Annotated in this window: 16 protein-coding genes; 10 read left to right on the forward strand and 6 right to left on the reverse strand. The window is 71.4% G+C overall.

Going from position 1 to position 20,206, the window contains the following annotated elements; all coding sequences use genetic code 11:
- The first annotated feature begins 92 nt into the window (after window positions 1-92).
- Window positions 93-722, forward strand: coding sequence for a lysoplasmalogenase (locus tag OEB96_RS33720; protein ID WP_266220953.1), 630 nt, complete (start codon window positions 93-95; stop codon window positions 720-722).
- An 11-nt stretch (window positions 723-733) separates the two neighbouring features.
- Here OEB96_RS33720 and OEB96_RS33725 read toward each other — a convergent pair whose 3' ends face one another.
- The 3 genes from OEB96_RS33725 to OEB96_RS33735 all read right to left on the reverse strand — a co-directional run bounded on the left by OEB96_RS33725 (window position 734) and on the right by OEB96_RS33735 (window position 2,957).
- A complete protein-coding gene (locus tag OEB96_RS33725) occupies window positions 734-1,390 on the reverse strand; it encodes a hypothetical protein (RefSeq protein ID WP_266220954.1) in 657 nt (218 codons plus the stop codon).
- Window positions 1,391-1,503: 113 nt separating this feature from the next.
- Window positions 1,504-2,367: a DUF1684 domain-containing protein gene (locus OEB96_RS33730; RefSeq protein WP_266220955.1), complete on the reverse strand. Its 864-nt coding sequence runs from the start codon at window positions 2,365-2,367 to the stop codon at window positions 1,504-1,506.
- On the reverse strand, window positions 2,364-2,957 hold the full coding sequence (locus OEB96_RS33735; RefSeq protein WP_266220956.1) for a DUF938 domain-containing protein: 594 nt from the start codon (window positions 2,955-2,957) through the stop codon (window positions 2,364-2,366). Before OEB96_RS33735 ends, OEB96_RS33730 begins: the two co-directional genes overlap by 4 nt.
- A 147-nt stretch (window positions 2,958-3,104) precedes the next feature.
- Between OEB96_RS33735 and OEB96_RS33740 the strand changes: the two genes are divergently transcribed.
- From OEB96_RS33740 to OEB96_RS33760, 5 genes are all read left to right on the forward strand, one after another.
- Entirely contained in the window at window positions 3,105-4,916 is a 1,812-nt protein-coding gene (locus OEB96_RS33740) for a multinuclear nonheme iron-dependent oxidase (protein WP_266220957.1), read from the forward strand.
- Between the two features lie 35 nt (window positions 4,917-4,951).
- Window positions 4,952-5,719 (forward strand): hypothetical protein, encoded by a 768-nt coding sequence (locus tag OEB96_RS33745; protein WP_266220958.1) that lies wholly within the window; start codon window positions 4,952-4,954, stop codon window positions 5,717-5,719.
- A complete protein-coding gene (locus OEB96_RS33750) occupies window positions 5,716-7,158 on the forward strand; it encodes a c-type cytochrome (protein ID WP_266220959.1) in 1,443 nt (480 codons plus the stop codon). The genes OEB96_RS33745 and OEB96_RS33750 overlap by 4 nt, the downstream gene beginning before the upstream one ends.
- Window positions 7,159-7,464: 306 nt before the next feature.
- Complete coding sequence (locus OEB96_RS33755; protein WP_266220960.1) at window positions 7,465-8,262, forward strand: PDDEXK family nuclease; 798 nt, start codon at window positions 7,465-7,467, stop codon at window positions 8,260-8,262.
- 37 nt (window positions 8,263-8,299) lie between these two features.
- Window positions 8,300-9,301, forward strand: a complete 1,002-nt coding sequence (locus OEB96_RS33760) for a threonine ammonia-lyase (RefSeq protein WP_266220961.1) — start codon at window positions 8,300-8,302, stop codon at window positions 9,299-9,301.
- 19 nt (window positions 9,302-9,320) lie between these two features.
- Here OEB96_RS33760 and OEB96_RS33765 read toward each other — a convergent pair whose 3' ends face one another.
- Window positions 9,321-9,665, reverse strand: coding sequence for a (2Fe-2S) ferredoxin domain-containing protein (locus tag OEB96_RS33765; RefSeq protein WP_266220962.1), 345 nt, complete (start codon window positions 9,663-9,665; stop codon window positions 9,321-9,323).
- A 139-nt stretch (window positions 9,666-9,804) separates the two neighbouring features.
- Here OEB96_RS33765 and OEB96_RS33770 point away from each other — a divergent pair, with 139 nt between their 5' ends.
- Complete coding sequence (locus tag OEB96_RS33770; RefSeq protein ID WP_266221297.1) at window positions 9,805-12,144, forward strand: AAA family ATPase; 2,340 nt, start codon at window positions 9,805-9,807, stop codon at window positions 12,142-12,144.
- Between the two features lie 64 nt (window positions 12,145-12,208).
- A complete protein-coding gene (locus OEB96_RS33775) occupies window positions 12,209-13,567 on the forward strand; it encodes a radical SAM/SPASM domain-containing protein (protein WP_266220963.1) in 1,359 nt (452 codons plus the stop codon).
- A 20-nt stretch (window positions 13,568-13,587) separates the two neighbouring features.
- Here OEB96_RS33775 and OEB96_RS33780 read toward each other — a convergent pair whose 3' ends face one another.
- Window positions 13,588-14,019 carry a hypothetical protein gene (locus tag OEB96_RS33780; RefSeq protein ID WP_266220964.1) on the reverse strand — a complete coding sequence of 144 codons (432 nt, stop codon included), beginning with the start codon at window positions 14,017-14,019 and terminating at the stop codon, window positions 13,588-13,590.
- Window positions 14,020-14,065: 46 nt separating this feature from the next.
- A complete protein-coding gene (locus tag OEB96_RS33785; protein WP_266220965.1) occupies window positions 14,066-15,478 on the reverse strand; it encodes a DUF2520 domain-containing protein in 1,413 nt (470 codons plus the stop codon).
- Window positions 15,479-15,831: 353 nt separating this feature from the next.
- On the opposite strand from OEB96_RS33785, the gene OEB96_RS33790 reads away from it, so the two are divergent.
- Window positions 15,832-17,133: a hypothetical protein gene (locus tag OEB96_RS33790; protein WP_266220966.1), complete on the forward strand. Its 1,302-nt coding sequence runs from the start codon at window positions 15,832-15,834 to the stop codon at window positions 17,131-17,133.
- A 16-nt stretch (window positions 17,134-17,149) separates the two neighbouring features.
- The gene (locus OEB96_RS33795; RefSeq protein WP_266220967.1) at window positions 17,150-19,639 is read left to right on the forward strand and encodes a penicillin-binding protein 1A; all 2,490 of its coding nucleotides are present in this window, start codon (window positions 17,150-17,152) and stop codon (window positions 19,637-19,639) included.
- Window positions 19,640-20,206: the final 567 nt, after the last annotated feature.

Genomic DNA, 20,206 nt, shown 5'->3' on the forward strand with positions numbered 1-20,206 from the left:
GCTCCCGGCGTGATCACGGGCGCGATCGGTCGACGACCACCGCTGACGGCTGGGCTGGCGACTGGGCCCGAGGCCGTGCTTGGATGGCGGTCATGCTGCTGCCCACGCTGGTGACCCTGGCCGCGCTCGTCGTCCTCTTGTGGGCCGAGGCTCGCGAGCACGGGCCGACCATGCGCTGGGCCAAGCCGCTGGCGTCCACCGGATTCGTCGGGGCGGCGCTGGCCATGGGCGCACTCGACGATGACTACGGCCGGGCGATCCTGGCTGCGCTGGCGCTGTGCTGGGTGGGCGACGTGTGCCTGCTGTCGCGACGCAACGCGTGGTTCTTGGCGGGGCTCGGCGCGTTCCTCCTGGGCCACGTGGCGTTCGGTGCGGCCTTCTGGTTGCGCGGGGTGGACCCGACGTGGGCGGTGGGCGGAGTGCTCGGCCTCGTGCTCCCCGCGATGCTGGTGCGCCGATGGCTCTCGCCCTACGTGCCCTCGAACATGCGCCGGCCGGTCGACGCCTACATCGCAGTCATCACCGTGATGGTGGGGCTGTCGTGGGCATGCGTGGCCGCCGGGGGAACGCGGGTGATCGCAGTCGGCGCGATGGCGTTCTACCTGTCGGATCTGTCGGTGGCCCGCGATCGATTCGTACGACGCGAGATCCAAAACCGCCTGTGGGGACTGCCGCTCTACTACGTCGCGCAGCTGCTGCTGGCGAGCACCATCGGACGCTGACCCCGGGGCCCTCAGCCGTCGCCGGCGGGCTCGGGCTCGGGCTCCGGCTCGGGGGCAGCACCACCATCGTCGCCGCCACCGTCGTCACCGCCATCACCACCGGCAGGACGACGCTTCCTCTTCTTGGGCTTCTTCTTGGGCTTGGGCGCGGGCTCGACGGCAACGTCCGCCGCGTCGTCGCCCGCCGCAGCGCCATCGTCGGCCGCCGCGGCGCCATCGTCGGCCACCGCATCCGCCGCGCCCCCGGCCGTCGGCTCGCCGGCACCATCACCCGTGGACGCGTTGGTTCCCCCGCCGTCGCCGGACGCCCCGCTCTCGCCCCCGGATCCCTGGTCGTCGCTGCCGCTGCTGCCTTCGGCCGCCGCAGGCTCGGCGATGGGATCGGCCACCGGCTCCTCGGGTGTCACCGCCTTGCCGTCGTCGGCCTTGGTCTCCTGGGCCTTGGTCTGACTGGCGGCGGGGGTGATGCCCATCTCGACGCGGATGGCCGCGCCCGCAATGCCCACGCCCACGTAGATCAGCGCGGAGATGCCGGCCAGGATGCCCGCCCCTCGGGCCGAGCGACGCCCCACCCGCGCTTGGACGAACATGATGAGGGACACCGCGATCCCGGCCAATCCAGCGAGGATCACTCCCATCAGCACCTTGTCGAGTTGGCTGGCGTCCATGCGTCTTCCTTTCGCTTCGGCTTTCGCTTCGGCCTTCGCTCCGGCTGGGCGAGCCGCTGCGGGCGCCAGCATATCCCACGGCTCGGATCATCACCAAGGGCGGCGCCATCGGTTCAGTGCACGTCGTAGAGCTGCTCGCCGGCCTCCACCGCCAGCGCAAGGCCGTTGTCGGCGGGGGGAATGGGGCAGTTGTAGTGCTCGCTGTAGGCACAATAGGGGTTGGTGGCCCGATTGAGATCGAGGGCCGTGGTCCCCGAGCCGTCCGCGGGCAGGGTGACCTGCAGGTAGCGCCCCACGGGGTAGGTGGAGTCCCCCGTGGTGCGGTCGGTGAACGGGACCAGCAAGGTGGTGTCCCCGGTCCCTCCCCCGGCCTGATAGCCGTGGAGCACGATGGCGTGCCCGAGCAGCTCGGCGCGCAGCACCCCCGCGCGCACGAAGGGCTTGGTCAGGCCACGGCTGGTCGACAGCTCCACCGTGGGCCGCTCGGCATCCGGCTCGAACGTGGCGGGCACGATGAAGCGGAGATCCACGGGGAACCAGTGCAAGCCGTCGAACGCCTGCCGGCCCGGGGCCCGGGGATCGTGGACCAGCACCCGAGTGGCGCCCGATTGCGGGGACAGGAGCAGGCTGAAGCGGTCGAGGGTCACCGTGCGCGGCCCCTCGAGCGCGATGGGACCCGCGTCGCAGCCCTCGAGGCAGCGCGCCCCCGCGTCGGTGACCTCGATGCGCACGCGCGGGCCGGGCCCCTCGGGCGCGGGCCCCAACGCGTCCCCGACCACACCGAGCGCGAGGGTCTGGCCCGGCTCGACGTAGTACGAGGCCACGGCCGACAGCGGGCCGACCTCGGCCCCGATCTCCCGCTCGTGCTCCTTCTGGAACGCCAGCGCATCGGCCTGCCCAAAGCCCGGCGGCAAGACAGGCGCGCCACATCCCGACAGCAGCAGCCCACCGAGGGCCAGTCGTCTCCACCCGCTCATGATCGCCTCCGCAGCACCACGGTGAGGTTGTTGGCGGGCATCTCCACCTGCTCCTCGAGCACCAGCCCGTGCTGCAGCGCCTCGCGCTCGACCTCCCGCAGCTCCCGAACGCCAAAGCGGGGGTCGCGGTCCCGAAGCGAGCGATCGAACGTGCGATTGCTGGGCGCCGTGTGGCCATCGACCAGGAAGGGGCCGTAGAGGAACAGCGCGCCCCCGGGTGGAAGCACGCGCCCGGCCCCGGCGACGAGCCCCTGGGCCGACTCCCATGGTGCGATGTGGATCATGTTGGCGCAGAACATGGCATCGGCGCGGTCGATGGGCCATGGCCAGGTACACGCATCGAGCTCCAGCGGCTCGGCCACGTTGCGCAGCCCCTCGTGCGCCACCCATGCGGCAATGCTGGCGCGGTGCTGCGGCTCGGGGTCGCTGGGCTGCCAGCGAAGGTGGGGCAGCGCGGCGCCGAGCCACGCCGCATGCTCTCCCGAGCCGCTCGCCACCTCCAGCACCAGGCCCGACGCCGGCAAGCGCGGGCGCAGCACCTCGAGGATGGGCTCGCGGTTGCGGACGGTCGCGGGGTAGTAGAGCCGCATCGACCTCGAGCGTACGGTACCCCGGCCCGGTCGTCGCCCGCCCTTGGCGACCCTGCAAGCGCCGCGGGCCGTGCGTCCCCCGTCGCCCGCTCACGCGCGAGCCCCTTGATGACACCGCGGATCCGGCTCGATGATGGCCGCAGGCCGATGAGCATCGCCCCCTCCGAGCCGCCCACCGGCGTGGGCCTGGGCCTGCGCTGGGCCTTCCTCGACGAGGTGGCCGAGGGCGCGGTCTCGGCGGCGCTGCGGTTCTTCGAGATCTCCCCCGAGAATTACATGCGCCGCGGCGGCTGCATCCCCGCTGCGCTGGAGGCCGTGGCCGAGCGCTACCCGCTACTGTCCCACGGTCTGATGATGAACGTGGGCGGCACGACCCCGCTCGATCCAGGTGGCCATCTGGGTGGCCATCCGGGCGGCTATCTGGGCGAGCTGCGGGCGTTCCTGCGAGCCATGCACGTCCCCTGGCACAGCGACCACCTGTGCTGGACGGGAAGCGACGGCGCCATCCTCCACGATCTGCTGCCCCTGCCCCACGACGTTCGTGCCGTCGATCGCTGCGTGGATCGAATCGCCAGGATCCAGGACGCGATCGGCCTGCCGTTCGCGGTGGAGAACATCTCGTACTACCTGGTCCCGGCGGGAGGGATGAGCGAGCTGGAGTTCCTGCACGAGGTGCTGCGGCGGGCCGACTGCCAGCTGCTGCTCGACGTCAACAACGTGCAGGTCAACGCGGACAACCTCGGCTTCGATGCCGCCGCCTTCATCGACGCGCTGCCGCTGCACCGGGTGGTCCAGCTCCATGTGGCCGGCGGGCAGCGGCGGCCGCACCTCGACGGGCTCGTCATCGACACCCATGGCACCGACGTCTCGCCGCGGGTCCAGGCCCTGATGGCGCGCGTGGTCGAGCGGATCGGACCGGTGCCCGTGATCTACGAGCGCGACCACGACATCCCGCCGCTGCCGGAGCTCGTGCGGCAGGTCGAGGCGCTGCAGGGGGTCTACGAGGTGGCGCTCGCTCGCCATCGCGAGCGGACCGCGAGTGCGACCGATGGGGCCCATGCGCTCGATCGAGCCGATGCGCCCGCGACGACGACCGCGGCCGAGATTGCGTCGCTGCCGGGCGTGCTGCGGGGAATGTCCCGGATCATCCTCGATCGCACGGGCGAGCAATCGCTGCGGGCCGATCCCGAGGGATGGCTTCGTCGCCAGGGGGTGGAGCCGCCCGATGAGCGGGCGCTGGCCTCGGTGGGAGCACCGCGCCTGCTGGTCTATCGCTCGCTGGTCCGCGCGGGGCTGCGCAGCGTGATCGAGGCGTTCGTTCCCCGCACGGTGGCGCGGCTGGGCGAGCCGGTCTTCGAACGCACGTTCGAGGCGTGGCTGCACCAAAGCCCGCCCCGCTCCCGCTACTACCGCGACGTCCCGGGCGAATTCGTGCAGTGGGGCCTGACGACCTGGCCGAAGGATCCCGAGGTCGACGACGTGGTGGTCGACCTCGCTCGGCTCGAGATCCTCGAGTCCGAGGTGGATGCAGCGCCCGATCCTCCCCCGCCCCCCGACCTGGTGCGCGAGCTCGTCCTCGACCGACCGCTGTGCTTTGGCGGCGCCCTGCGCATGGCGAGCTTCGATCACGCGATCCACGAGCTGGCCGACGACCCCCTGCCACGGAACGCGGGCGACCGCGTGGTGGTCCCACGCCAGCCGACGGTGCTGCTGCTCCATCGCGATGCCGAGCATCGCGTGCGCACGCTGACCCTCAGCCCGCTGGCCGAGGCCGTGCTGCGTCGCCTCTGGACCGAGGGCCAGACGGTGGCCCAGGCCGTCCCCGAGGCCGCGGCCGAGGTGGGCGAGACGGTCGACGATGCCCTCCTGGCTCGGATCTCGGGACTGCTGACCGACCTCGCCGAGCGGGGGGTCCTGCGCGGATGCCTCCCCGGCGACCGGGCACCCGAATTGGCGTGACGCTCGCGGGATTGCAGGCCACCATGGAGCCCGCCATGCGCCACGCCATCGTGCTCGGAGCCCTCTTGCTGTCTGCGGCGCTCGTCGCTTGCACCTCGCACGAGGGCAAGTCGAGCGACACCGCCAAGGAGCCCCCAGGTCCCAAAGTGGATCCCAAAGTGGATCCCAAAGCGGATCCCAAAGTGGATCCCAAGCCCGAGCCCACCGTGCCCACCGCACGGGCCGTGATCGCCTCGGTGCAGATGATCGAGGACTGCCCCGACGAGCAGGACAACTGGCGTCCCCCACCGCCTCCGAGCACGCCGGCGGTCCCGGAGCCGCCCGCGGACGAGGAGGTCCCGCAATCGGCCGAGCGTGCCATGCCCGTGGCCCCCGGTGCCATGGCGCCCGGTGCCTTGGCCGACGTGGAGCCGGGCGGCGAGTGGAAGCAGCCGTGTACGCAGTCGACCATGCAGGTGGTGTTCTCGGGACAGGGTGACGTGACCTCGAAGGTCCAGATCCAGGCCGTCAAGCTCGTCGATCCCAAGTCGGGCAAGGAGGTCGCACGAGTCTCGGCCCGTGAGCCCGCGTCGTGGCGCGACGGGGCCTACCAGGCGTGGGACGAGACCCTCGCTCCGCACCAGGAGGTCAAGGCGAGCTACGAGCTGTCGGTCCCGGACTGGAGCGAGGTCGAGAAGGCGATGGGCGCCGGCAGCTACGGCCACATGTTCCACCTCGAGCTCGAGGTGAAGGTGGGCGACGAGGTGCAGAGCGTCCGCTCGCCGCAGTTCCCCCGCGAAGAGCCCCACGTCATCGTCACGTGATCCGGGCTCGGGCAGCGCTCTTGCTGGTGGTCGGACTGGGAGGTCCGAGCCCCGCATGCGACGGCGAGCGCGATCCATCGTCGAGTGAACGCCCGGCGGGTGCGACCACCCCACGCGCGTCCTCTTCGAGCCCGTCCCACGATGTCGCCGATCGCTCGCCCGACACGGATCCCGCCGCCGAGCCCTGGTCCGATGCGTGGCTGTTGCAGGAGGCCGAGCGCTACCTCGACGACCGCGCGTTTCGGCGCGCGGCGCTGCAGTCCTCGCTGACCAACCCGGAAAACCTCTACTCGCACGCCCGTCTGCAATCGTATGGCCGGACCGAGGGGGGATGGGACGTGCTCCCCGAGTGGGTGCCGGTGGCGGCACCGGTGACCGACGACGTGCAGCGAGCGTTGCAAGCGGGTGCCGATCCCTCCCTTGCCGCGGCCACCCCGCTGTGGGACGGACGGCGGCCGACCACGATGGCGCAATGGATCGAGCTCGGCCGCCGGGTGTTCTTCGAATATCCGCTGCGTCCCGAGATCTTCGCCGAGCATGCGCTGGCCAAGCCGGCGATCGCGGCCGAGGTTGGTTTGGCCCGGGCGCCCGATGGCACCTGGCCCGGGGTGGTGGTGTTTCGCGATCTCGATCGGCGCGCGCGGGTGGGCATCACGTGCGCGCTGTGCCACGTGGCCGCGGCGTCGAACGAAGCACCGTGGATCGCCGGGGCGGCCCGCCGCACGCTCGACTACGGACGCATGCGTCTGCGCTTCCACCAGGACACGGGCGCCCCGCTGCCCGAGCGCCTCGCCGAGCGCATGGCACAGTGGGGCCCCGGACGCGCCGACATCACGCAGGATGACGACGAGGATCCCGTGGCCATCCCCGATCTGTGGGGCGTGCGTGACCGGCCGTTCCTCACCCAGGCCGGTACCCTGCGCCACGAGCACCCGGCAGCGCTGGCCATTCGGCAGGAGACCCAGATCCTGCAAGCCAACCGCGAGCGCACGCGACCACCCCGGGAGCTGGCCTGGGCCCTGGCCATGTACGTGTATGCGCTGGAGCCTCCCCCTCGTGATTCCCTCCCACGGGACGACCGTGCGGCGGCGGGTCGCGTCTCGTTCGAGCGTCACTGCAAGGGCTGCCACTCCGATCGCACGGGCAGCGGCGCGCCGGTCCCCGCCGAAAGGATCGGGACGGACCAGACACTTGCCTTCGGACGAGCACGAGGCACTGGCACCTATCGGCCATCGCCTCTGGTGCGCGTGGCCGATGCGGCGCCCTATCTGCACCATGGAGTCGTACCCACGCTCGAGGACTTGCTCGATCCGGCGCGGCTGCGGCCAGACTACGATCGCGGTGCCCATGGTCCCGGTGCGGTGCCTGGGCATGCATATGGGACCGATCTGCCCGCAGAGGACCGCGGTGCATTGGTGAGCTACTTGCGAACGCTCTAGGGGCTGCGAACCCGCGGCTCGGTGATCCTCGCTTCCCGCATCCGGCCAACCCATGGGCCACCGCGGCCAACCCGTTGGCCACCACTGTCACTGTTCGTACCATTTTGGAATTCCACACATTCGGCCATTGCCATTGCGATCCCAGCGACTATCCTGTCGCTCTCTCGTGCGATGGAACATTGGTGATCGGCCTCCCTCCGATCCCCGTCGAACCACTCGATTCCCGAGGGCGTCCCCAACGCTCCCAGGAGACATCGCGCGCTCCCCCCAACGCTCCCGAGTGACTCCGCTATGCTGCACCCCATCATGGAACCCCACCATCCTCCGCGGCCGCCACGACGCAAGCGCGTGCGAACGATGCATCTTCCCGGCGCGGGCGACCTCCCCCCACCCTACGTCGACGAGCGCCTCGTCGAACCCGAGACCCGCCACGAGATGGTCCGCGGTCGGCTCATCCATGCCGTTCCCGCCAACCCCGAGCATGCCGACGAGCACGCCGAGCTCGACTACCTCGCGCGTGCCACTCTCACCCCCGGCTACGCCGTTGCCTCCGACCTCCTCACCCGCGCTGGCCCCGGCTCCGACTTCGCCACGGACACGTGCATCCGCCGTGAGGGCATCGATCCTCGCACCGGCTCGCGCTATCTCGAGGAGGTCGCCTTCGAGGTCGTCGACCGGCAGTCCCGCCAGCACGCGACCGAGCGCGCCCAAGATCTGGCGTCCAGGGGCGTACGCCGGATCTTCGCCGTCTTCGTGGGGAAGAAGGAGGTCTGCGAGTGGTCGCGCTCCGAAGATCGCTTCGTCCCGCTCGCGGCCGATGCTGCGATCGAGGATCCAACGCTCGTGTACCCGCTGCCGGTCCGCGCCCTGTTCGATCCAGTCGAAGCCGACCGCGCAGTGGGGCACGCCCTCGAGGCCAAGGGAAACCCGGTGTTCGACGAGGCCCGCGCCGAAGGCCGCATCCAGGCGATCGAGCTGCTGTGCCGAGTCCTCGAGATCCCATTCGGCCCACGCGAGCGCGCCCACCTCCAGCGCATCGACGTCGACGCGCTGGCCGCCCTGCTCGCCGAGCTCGAGGCCAACCGTCGCTGGCCCGATGGCTGATCCCGGGCGTAGGATTCGGGCGTAGGCTATCGCGCACATGACCGACGACGCTCCCTCGCTCGATCAGATCCGAACGGCCCGCCGCCGGCTCGGTGATGCGGTGCACACCACCCCCGTGTGGTCCTGGCAGAGTCCCGAGCTACGGCGTCGCGGCTTTCGTGGCCAGGCCGTGCTCAAGCTCGAGGCATTGCAGGTGACCGGCAGCTTCAAGGCCCGCGGCGCGCTGCTGCACGTCCTCGATCTCTCCGAGGAGGCGCGCGCCCGCGGGGTCACGGCCGTCAGCGCGGGCAACCACGCAATGGCGGTGGCCCATGCGGCCGCCCAGCAGGGCAGCACCGCCAAGGTCGTGATGCCCCGCTCGGCCGATCCCGCCCGCATCGCCCGCTGCCGCTCGATGGGCGCCGAGGTCGTGCTGGTCGACGACGTGCACGCGGCCTTCGCCGAGGTCGCGCGCATCGAGGCCGAGGAGGGCCGCACCTTCGTGCACCCCTTCGAGGGCCTCACCACCGCCCTCGGCACCGCCACCATCGGCCTCGAATTCTTCGAACAAGCGCCCGATCTCGATGCGGTGATCATCCCGATCGGCGGCGGAGGCCTGTGCGCCGGCATGGCCACCGCCCTGCGACGACTCGCGCCCCACCTCGCGATCTACGGCGTCGAGCCCACGGGCGCCGACACCATGCACCGCAGCTTCGCTGCGGGCCGTCCCATGGCGATCGACCGCGTCGACACCATCGCCGACAGCCTCGGCGCTCCCCATGCCGCGCCGTATAGCTACGGTTTGTGCCGCCGCTACGTGGACGACCTGGTGCTGGTGAGCGATGATCTGCTGCGCGCCGCGATGGCCGTGTTGTTCCAGGAGGCCAAGCTCGCGGTGGAGCCCGCGGGCGCGGCCTCCACCGCCGCGCTGCTCGGCCCCTTGCGCGAGCGTCTGGCCGACCAGCGCGTGGGGCTGGTCGTCTGCGGGGCCAACGTCGACCCCAACGTCTGGGCCCGCCACGTCGTGGCCGGTCAGCAGTGGCTGGCCGAGCACCCCTGAGCCCGAGTCGGTCGCCAATTCAGTACTCGTCCACCAACGCCTCGACCACTCGACCCCGTCCGCAGTGCTGGCGCAGCACCTGCAACACCTTGGCCTCGTCCATCCCGGGGTAGAACCCCCGCTGGGTCTCGAGCACCTCGGGCTCGGGCTCGTCATCACCATCCTCGCCCTCGGCCAGGGTCTGGACGAACAGGTTCGGGCCATCGTCGCAGCGACCGAAGCAGGTGTAGCAGCGCACCCCGACCCGCCCGCGGAGGTCGGAATCCTCGGCGATGGCCGCAGCCAAGCGCTCCACGAGCGCCTCGCTGCCATGGGTGACCCCGCAGCTGGGTCCATCGCACACGTGGATCTGATAGCGCGCCATGAGCGGGTGGAGCATAGGCGCGCGGCCGGCCCAAGCGGCGCGAAAGCAACGTTCCCCGGCCCCCCAGGGGGTGTGAGGCGACTCCGCGCCTTTCTTGGTGGACCCCGCGGCAACCGCTAGCGTGCGGGCCGTGGACGGCATGCCGCGAACTCGGCGGGCGCGGACCTCCGGGGGGACCGCCTCCGGGGCGGCGCCCCGGTGCTCTTGTGATCTCCTGCTCCAGCTGGCCCAGCGCTCGCCCTGTCGCGAAGTGCTGGCCGGAGCCCATCTCGAGCCCGCGGGGCTGGCGGCCGCCCAGGCGGCGCTGCACGCCGATCTCGCCGCCGAGCCCGCCGACTGGCACCTGCGGCTGGCCCAGCGCGGGGCCTCGTCGTCCGACCTCGAGCGGCTGCTGGCCATCGTCCGCAGCGCCGAGAGCCATGGCTACCAGCTCATCGAGCGCCTGGGGGTGTGCAGCGCGAGCCTGCGTCGTACGATCATCGAGCGCCTGCGGGAGCAGAGCGCGGCCGGACGGGGCACGATCGCCGCGGGCCCCCCTCGTCGAGCCTCGCGCATGCGTGCGCCGGGAGATCCGGTACGGGCCAATCGCGCCTGGCGAGGCCGCCGCGAGCGGGCGGGCTCGACCGAAGAACCGAGCCCCATCGAGCCCGAGCTCGAAGCCGAGCTCGAGCCCGAACACGCGAGTGCCGGGCCCAGCCAGCCCTCGCCCGCGCGGGAGACCGACCGACCCCCCGTGTCCCGCGAGCGTCGACCCTCGACTCGCGAGACCCGCGAGCCGCGATCGTCCCCGGCGGACCAGCCCCGCGCCCCGCGCCCCTCGACCTCCGCCGAGGGGACCACCCTGCGCTCGATCGATCCCCGAGCCCTTCCCCCCCTGCACGGTCGCGATGCGATCGTGGCCCAGCTCGCCGACGCACTGCTGCGCCGAGCACCGCGCCCTCCGGTGCTGGTGGGCCCGCCCGGCAGCGGCCGCAGCCTGGTGGCTCGCCACCTCGCCCGCGTGCTCGAGGCTCCGGTCTTCGTGCTCGACGCGACCGACTACGACGACGATCAGCTGCTCGGACTCCACCTCGAGGCCGTGGCCCGCGAAGGTGGCGTGGCCGTGCTCGACGACCTCGATCGCGTCCCGTCGGACGTGATCCCGCCGTTCTTCGTGGCCCTCGCGCGCGCCTGGAGCCGCCGCCAGCCGCCGGTGCTCACCGTCGCGTCACCGGAGAGCCTCGCGCGTCTGGGCCTGTGGCTACCCGGCGGTACCGAGGGACTCGACCGCATCGGGCTGCCTCCGCTCCCCCGCAGCGAGCTCGCCGACGCCGTGACCACGGCCGCCCCTGCCGTGCTGCAGGCCCACGGCCTGCACCTCGCCCCCGATGCCAAGCTCGGCGAGCTGACCCGGCTGGCCGAGCGCTACCTCGGCGGGCTGGCCATGCCCGGCCGCGCCCTCGATCTGCTCGACCTGGCCTGTGCCCGCGTGTCTCGCCAGGGCGGCACCGAGGTCGGCCGCGCGGTGTGGCTGGACGTGGTCAGCGAGCGCTCGGGGCTCCCGCGCGCTCGCATCGAGGCCCAGGGCGATCAGATCCTGCTCGAGCTCGAGCAGCGCCTGGCCACCCAGGTCGTGGGCCACCACCACGTCACCACCACCCTGGCTCGGTTGGTTCGGCGCAATCGGGCCGGATTCGGCAGCCAGCGCCCGGTGCTGTCCACGCTGCTGCTCGGCCCCAGCGGGGTGGGCAAGACCGAGATCGCCAAGGCCCTGGGGATGGCCCTCTACGAGCGCCCCGATGCGCTGGTCCGCCTCGACATGAGCGAGTACGCCGAGCCCCACGCCGTGGCCCGCGTGGTGGGAGCCCCGCCCGGCTACGTGGGGCACGAGCAGGGCGGTGCCCTCACCGACCCGCTGCGCGAGCGCCCCCACTGCGTGGTGCTGCTCGACGAGATCGAGAAGGCGCACCGCGAGGTCCATCAGCTGCTGCTCCAGGTCCTCGACGAGGGGCGCCTCACCGATGGTCGCGGACGCACGATCGAGCTGCACCACGCCGCCGTGGTGATGACCTCCAACCTCGGCGCCGATCTCTACGATCCAGGCGACCCCTCGCGGCTCGACGAGGACGCGGTGCTCGCCGCAGCCCGTCGCGCGTTTCCGATCGAGCTGTGGAACCGCATCGAGGCGCCGCTGGTGCTGCATCCCCTGACCGGCGACGAGATGCTCCGGATCTGCCGCCGCCTCGCCCGCGACTCCTCCGAGCGTCTGTTCCGCGAGCGAGCCATCCGCTACCGGCTGACCGAGGATGCATGCGCCCACCTGGTGCGCCTGGCCGGGCGTGACCCCGCCCTGGGTGCTCGTCCGCTGCGGCACCTGCTGACCCGCGAGGTCGAGTCGGTGGTCGCCGATGCCGTCCTGCGCGGACGCGTGCGGGCGGGCAGCCAGATCGAGGTGGGCGTAGAAGTAGGACCCAAGGGCCCTCGAATCGCGATCGACTGACCGGGCCGTGCATGCCCTTTCGTCCTGGGACGCGTGCCCCGTTCCCGGGGTATCCTCGGCGCTCATGGGTCTCGCAGACGTACGGCGGCGCCTGCCGGTGGTGGATCAGCTGCCCGCCCCCAAGGGGCGCCGTCACCTTCCGCTGTCGAAGGGCGATCCCCCCACCCCGTCGCTGGCCGTCTGGGAGCTCACCCTGGCCTGTGACCATCGCTGTCTGCACTGCGGACCGCGAGCCGGCCGACCGCGCGACGACGAGCTGACCACCGAGGAGTGCCTGGCCCTGGTGGCCGAGCTCGCGCAGCTCGGCGTGGGCGAGGTGACGCTGATCGGCGGCGAGGCCTACCTGCGCAACGATTTCATCCTCGTGATTCGGGCCATCCGCGAGCACGGCATGACCTGCTCGATGACCACCGGCGGCCTGAACTTCACCCGTGCCCGGGCGGAGGCGGCGGCCGAGGCGGGACTGATGGCGGTCTCGGTCTCGATCGATGGCTTGCGCGACAACCACGACCGCGTCCGCGATCACGCCGGCAGCTGGGACAAGGCGTTCGCCGCCCTGCGCCACGCCAAGGCGGCGGGGATGGCCATCGCCTGCAACACCCAGATCAACAGCCACAGCCACGCCGATCTCCCCGAGCTGCTCGAGCTGCTCGCCGCCGAGGGGATCCATGCGTGGCAGCTGCAGATCACCATGCCCCATGGTTCGGCGGCCGATCACCCCGATCTGGTGCTGCAGCCCTACGAGTTCCCCGCGCTGTTCGAAGGCCTCTCGCGCATTGCCGACCGCTGCCGAGCGCTCGGGGTGACGATCTGGCCGGGCAACAACCTCGGCTACTTCGGCCCCCACGAGCACGAGCTGCGCCGGTTCCAGAAGAGCCGCGGACACTTCGCGGGCTGCAACGCGGGCACCGCCACCATCGGCATCGAGAGCAACGGGATGATCAAGAGCTGCCCCTCGGTGGGCGGCCCCACCAACATCGGCGGCTCGTGGCGGGAGCACGGCCTGCAGGCGCTTTGGGATCGCGCCCCCGAGATCGGCTACATCCGCCACCGCACGCTCGACGATCTGTGGGGCTACTGCCGCGAGTGCTACTACGCCGACACCTGCATGGCCGGCTGCACCGCCGCCACCGAGCCGCTGCTCGGGCGCCCCGGCAACAATCCGTTCTGCCACCATCGCGCGCTCGAGATGGATCGCATGGGCTTGCGCGAGCGCGTCGAGCAGGTCCGCGCCGCCCCGGGCCTGCCCTTCGACAACGGCCTCTTCCGGGTGATCCGCGAGCCCAAGGATCCCGACGAGCGCGCCCGCACGGGCCCCGTGCACATCGACGAGCCTCGGGTCTCTCGCCTGGTCGAGCCCTATGGCTCGGGCCGCCCAATCGAGCTCGGACTCGAGCCCGGCCGCCCGAACGACGGGGCCTGAACGACGCTGGACGGCGAGCGTCAGCCGCCCGAGCTGCCCGTCGCCGAGTCACCGATGCCGGTGTCCGGCGCACCGTAGTCGGCCGCCTCGCCCTCCTGCCCGGCGGTCGTCGAGCCCGTGTCCATGCCGGTGGATCCGGTGGTGTCGTCGGGCGGAGGCGCGGTCCCGTAGTCGGCCGCCTCGGCCTCGTTTCCGTTGGTCGTGGCGTTGCCCGTTGTGGTGGAGCTGCTCTCGCTGCCCTCGGTCGCCGCGCTGGTGTTGGCCACCGTCGAGGCCCCCTCCTCGTCGCCTGGATCGGGATCGCCACACCCGACCAGCACCAGGCCGAGGATCGCCCCCATCATGAAGCCGCCGTGGAACGGCGACGGGCCCGTGCGTAGCGACGCACCGCAGAAGGGACACTGGCGCGCGTCGTCGCGCACGTGACGGGTGCAACCGTGGCAGGGAAACATGGGACGGCCAGTCTACCAGACCACCGATGGCTCGGGGGGCACGACCTCACCCCGGCGACGGCTCGCGACCCTCGGAGGCCCCCTCGAAGGCCCCCTCGGACACGATCCCTCGCAGACGCTCCGCCAGCACCCGATAGAGCGCCGCAGCGTCGTCGTCGAGCGCCTCGAGGTGGGCGCGGACCGCCGCGTCGTCACCCCGCGCGACCGGGCCCGTGATCCCCTCGGGCACCCCGAGCACCGCCAGATTGTCCAGCGCGCTTCGCATCAGGCCCGCCAGCGCGACCTCGACGGTCGAGGCCTCGTGCCCCTGGGACACCAGAACGCGCCGCGCCGTCACGTAGGGGACCGCGAGATGATTGGCCGCCAGCGCGCACGCGGCATGATAGGCCCGACGCTTGGTGGCGCACAGCCCCTGGAGATCGACCCACGGCTGCCGCCCCACCCACGCAAGGGCCAGCGCTCGTGCAGGGGGATCGCCCTCGACGCCGAACGCCGCGGAGGACAAGGACGAGGGAGCGACCCGCTCCGATCGCAGGCTGCAGATCGGATGCAAGGTACCCACCGGGTGCCCACGCTCGACCAGCGGAGCCAGCCGCTCGCTCGCCCGCCATGCACCCGCCCCGTGCAGCACCGGGACCGACGACGGCAATCGCGAGCGCGGCAGGGCACCGAGCGCACGAGCCACGCTCGGCAGCTCGGGGTCCCGCGCCAGCACCCAGACCCCGCCGGGCGCGGGCTCGGGCACCACCGCGGCTCCCTCGACCAGCGCGCGCGCGCTCAGCTGGACCACCGTGGCGCCCGCCACCTGCAGCCAGGGCACCGCATGCGCGGCCACGTGACCACGGCCCACCACCCACACCGGCGCGGCCGCAGGCCGACGCAGCAGCGCCAGCACCTGCCGGGGCACCGTCGCGTCGAGCCCTGCCGCAGCCTCCGGTCCTCCGTCGCGCAGCCACGCGCGCACCTGGGTGCTGCTCACCTCCGGAAGCGCGCACGCCTGCGGCGGCGCATGCCCGGCCCTCGGCACCACGATCGGGGGAAAGCGGCGCTCGATCTCGTCCCAACGATGCCATCGCTGCACCTGCCCCAGGATGTCCGAGCCGACCACCAGCCGCACCGCCGCCTCCGGGTGCTCCGCCGCCACGGCCTCGAGCAAGCGCAGCGTGTAGCTGGGACCGCCGTGAGCCGCGTGGAGTCGCTCCTCGAGGTCGCTCACCTCCACGGCCTCGCCGTAGGGCTGCATCGCGGCGCGGGCGAGCGCCATGCGGCGAGCGAATGGGGAGAGATCCTTGCCCAGGGGGTGATCGGCACAAGGCACCACCAGCAAGCGATCGACCAGTCCTCGCTGGCGCAGGTACGCGGGTACCATCGCGTGGCCGAGATGCGGAGGATCGAACGCCCCGCCGAACACCCCGAGGACGGAGGACACCGAGCCGGCCGCCATGCGGGTCGCGCTCATCGACCCCAACCACACCACAAGGCCGCAGGACCGTCACGCAAAGGCCATCACCACCATCGATGCGTCCACGGGCCGCGCGGGGCGTCGCTTCCGCGACCCGAGGAGACCGACCCAAGACGATCTGGGATGCGGATGCCGGCGGATGCGGCAACCCCGCTTGCGCTTGCCCCGGCCGACCCGAAAAGCCCTCCTACCCCCGCGTGCGGCGTTGACACACCCACCGTGCTGTATCTATTGTGCCGCGCTGAAAAGCCCATCGACGGTCGCGCGGGGAAGCCCTTCGTGCTCGCGACCCGCTCCGTGCTCGCCTACTTTCGACGCGCTGCGCCGCCACCTCCGGGGGAGACCAGGCCTTGAGCAAACCCAAGAAACCAGGAACCGATCTGGCCGCCCTCAAGGCGCGCCTCGCCAAGAAGACCGCTGGCACCGACGACATCCCGCCGCCGGGGCATGTGGCTGCGCCCGAGGTCCCGCCGCCGGGGCATGTGGCTGCGCCCGAGGTTCCGCCGCCGGGCCAGGTGGCTGTGCCCGCCTATGACGTGCCACCGCCCGGCTACGTCCCCGAGCCAGCCATGCCCGAGGTACCCCCGCCGGGACAGGTGGCGATGCACGACATCCCACCGCCGGGCATGCAGGTACCGCCGCCCGGCATGCAGATGCCTCCGCCGGGCATGCAGGCACCGCCGCCCGGCATGCAAGCCCAGATGCCGATGCAGCCGACCGACTACGGCGGTGGCTTCGATCCCGACGCCGGCCTCATCGATTCCGGCCCCGAGATCAAGCCGCGCGGAAGCAAGGGGCTGGTGGTCTTTGCGGCGCTCGGCGCCTTCGTGCTCGGTGGTCTGTTCGGCTGGATCGGCCACAACAACATCGGCAAGCGCGAGCGGATCGAGCAGGGCAAGGCCAAGGGCGAGAAGATGGTCGCCCAGGTCGTGGCGGTCAGCGACGCCCGCAAGACGGTCAGCCTCGCGATGGAGGACCTCAAGAAGGACGTGGCCCAGGATCCAGCGGCCGCCGCCGAGAAGGTCACCACCCTGCTGACCTCCGCCTTCGACAAGCAGCCGCAGATCAGCGAGATGTTCGGCTGGCAGCTCGCGTCGGTCGACCCCGCCGGGGTCAAGGCCACGTTCCAGCTGTTCGCGCAGGTCACCGAGCTGCAGAAGAACCTGAGCCTGATGGCCAAGGTCCTCGGCGGCTACGGTGCCGTCATGAAGGTCGGCGGGCCCGCCCTCTACGGCGTGACCATGACCTCCGGTGGAGCTCGGCTGGTCGCGATCGTCGACAGCCTGTGCGGCGAAGTGCCGCCCGAGGGCGAACCTCCCCCCGAGGGCGGCGGGCTCAAGTCCTGCGGCGGCGACTCGTCCAAGGCGGTGGCCTACAAGATCATCGACATGGGCGGCGGCGATGCGACGGTCGCCCCGCGCGGCGTCGCAGAGAACCAGGTCACGGTCCTGCTGGCCGACGGCAAGGCCTACGAGTACGCCATCGGGATCGAGCAGGGCAACAACGCCGCCAACTTCTACAAGATGGCGCTGGGCCAGGTCGAGGCGAGCCTCGAGGAGATGAACGCGGCCGAGGAGAAGGCCTTGGCCTCGCTCAAGAGGTACGCCGAAGACCCGAACGTGGATGGCTCTGCCGAAGGCGGTGAAGGATAGCGAGGACCAACCTCGGGTGGCGTCACCCGAGGGCCCCGCTCGGGCAACCAGCTCGAGCGAGGGCTCGACCGAGGACTCGGCCAAGGGCCCGACCGAGGTGCGGACCGGGCCTGCGGCTCGCGTCTGGGTCGTCAATCCTGCGAGAGCCGGCCTTCTGGGCTGGCTCTTTCGCTATGTCGCGTTCGCGCTGGTGGGCATGGGCTGGGTGGTCGTGCTGTCCGGCGTGGCCGCCTACCGATGGTTCGCGGCCGACCTGCCCGAGGTCGAGACGATCGAGTCCTATGCGTCGATTGCCCCCGGGGTCACCCAGATCTACTCGGCCGACGGTGCAGTGCTGGCCCAGGTCGCTCGCGAGCATCGCTCGTACGCCCGCTACGAGGACGTCCCCGAGCCGCTCGTCCAGGCGTTCCTCGCCGCCGAGGATCGCCGCTTCTTCGAGCACGGAGGCCTGGACCATCGGGGTCTGGCTCGGGCCCTGCTCGCCAACCTGCGCTCGGGCACGATCCGACAGGGCGGCTCCACCATCACCCAGCAGGTCGCCAAGGGCTTTCTGACCCAGGAGCAGACCATCACCCGCAAGATCCGCGAGGCGATCCTCTCGGTGCGCATGGAGTCGCGCCTGCCCAAGGAGCGAATCCTCGAGGTCTACCTCAACAAGATCTTCCTGGGGCACGGTGCCTATGGGGTGGCCGCGGCGGCCAGCCGCTACTTCGGCAAGCCGCTGCCCGAGCTGACGCTCGCCGAGCACGCCCTCATCGCGGGCCTGGCTCGCGCGCCCAGCCGCTATAGCCCCCTGGCCGATCCCGAGCGCGCCAAGGAGCGGCGTGGGGTGGTGCTGCAGGACATGGTCGAGGCCGGCTACATCACGGCGGCCCAGCGCGATGCCGCCGACGCCGAGCCGATCGTGCTGGCCGGTGACCAACCCGATCCATTCCGCGTGCGCGCGCCCTACTACGCCGAGCACGTGCGCCAGACCGTGCTCGAGACGCTGGGCGAGGAGGCGCTGCTCACCCAGGGCTTGCGCATCGAGACCCCGCTCGAGCTCTCGCTCCAGGCCCGGGCCGCGATCGAGGTCGACCGCGCCCTGCGTCGGCTCGACAACCGTCAGGGCTGGCGCGGCCCCGTGGCCCAGCTGCGCCGCGAGCCCGCGCGGCAGGAGCTGCGCCGGCGCCTGCGTCAGGAGTACGGCGACGCGGTGCTCGACGACGAGCTGCGCTGGTACCTGGGCATCGTCACCAAGGTCAACAAGTTCAACGCCTGGGTGGACGTGGGCGCCAAGGAGGCCGTGCTGCCCCTGCGCCACATGGCCTGGGCCTCCCGCTACAATCGCAACTCCGGCGTCAACGAGCTGCAGCTCGACGACGTCCGCAAGGCGCTCGAGGAGGGCGACGTCATCTGGGTGCAGCGCGTCAGCGACCCTCGCGGTGGACCACCCGACCCCGAGCGCCCCGAGCTGACCATGGTGCTCCTGGGCCAGCTGCCGCGCGTCGAGGCGGCCCTCTACACCGTCGATCACCAGACCGGCGACGTGGTGGTGATGCAGGGCGGTCGCGACTACGACCGCTCGCAGTTCAACCGCTGCACCCAGGCCTGCCGCCAGCCCGGCAGCGTGTTCAAGGCGATCTACTACGCCCTGGCGCTCGATTCCCCGCGCTACGGCATGGACACCATCCTCGAGGACAAGCCCTACGAGCCCGAGCCCGGCGAGGTGTGGGATCCCCAGAACCTGCACGGCACGCTCTCGGGCCAGGTGCTGCTGCGCAACGCCTTCATCCACTCGCTGAACCTGCCCTCGATCCGGCTGTTCTCGAAGCTCGGCGCCGACGAGGTGGTGAAGTGGTCGCGGCGGCTGGGCTTCTCCACCGAGTTCATCGCCGACAGGGCGCTGTCGCTGGGGGCCTCGTGCGTGCGCATCGACGAGCTGACGCGAGCCTTCGGCGTGTTCGTGAGGGGCGGGCGCTCGTGGCAGCCCCACGCGATCCGACGGGTCGTCGACAAGCGCGGGGTGGTGGTGCTCGACCAGCGTCACCCGTGGGACGAGGGCATGGACGTGGCCGGCCGCCTCGATGCCCTGGGGCGCCTGGCCACCGAGCCGCCCACCCAGATCGTGGACGCGCGCACGGCCTTCCTCATCACCAAGATGATGCGCGACGTGGTCACCTCTGGCATCGGTCGCTACGCCACCAAGATCGGCGTACCGGCCGGGGGTAAGAGCGGCACCGCGAGCAAGCGGCAGAACACCACCGACACATGGTTCGTGGGCTTCACCGCGCGCTACGTGACGGCGGCCTGGATGGGGGACGACGAGTACGAGCGCTCGATGGGCGACGAGGAGGCCAGCTACACGACCGCCACGCCGATGTGGACCGGCTTCATGGAGGCGATCGTCGAGGGGATTCCACATCCCGATCAGCTGCCGGTGGGCAAGCCCGAGGGGGTGGTCAGCAAGGTGGTGGAGTTCGAGACGGGGATGGTCAAGCAGTCGGCGACGCTTTGGTTTCGGTAGTGGTGTTCTGGAGCTCGGGGAGAGTGGCTCTCGGAGGCGTGGTGAGGGCGTGGTGAAGGCGTGGTGCGTGCGATGGAGTGCCGGTGAGGGCGCCTCCTCGAAGGGTTGAATGTTCCGCCCGTGCTCAGACAATTGTCTTGGGCCCAGTCGCAGCGTACGACGATCGCAAGGGACGGTGGACGACCAGGGCCGTCGACAGGCCCTCGCAAACTCGCGCGGGCGGAACATTCAACCCTTCGAACGGCGCGCCGTCGGGCTCACAGCGTGACCGATGCGACCAGCGATGCTTTTTGTCGCCGGACGTCTCCACCATCCGCACCATCGCCCGTGATGCGCGTGGGCCACGTGCTCCGACCGCGAACCGCTTCGGCGCGGTGGGTCACCCAACCCGGAGGCTGCCTCGGCCGCTTTGGCGAGGTGACGCTCGGACCCTCGGGGTTGCCGTCCACCCTGGAGGCGGTTGCGGAGGTCGGAGCAAGGGTGAGCAAGTGGTGTGTGGTGCTCCATTCACCGCATGCGCGAATGCCCAAGGCGGGCTCGGGGGCTCGGCTTGCGGTGTGCCTGGGT

The sequence above is a fragment of the Paraliomyxa miuraensis genome, assembly GCF_026337845.1.
Classification (GTDB): Bacteria; Myxococcota_A; Polyangia; order Nannocystales; family Nannocystaceae; genus Paraliomyxa; species Paraliomyxa miuraensis.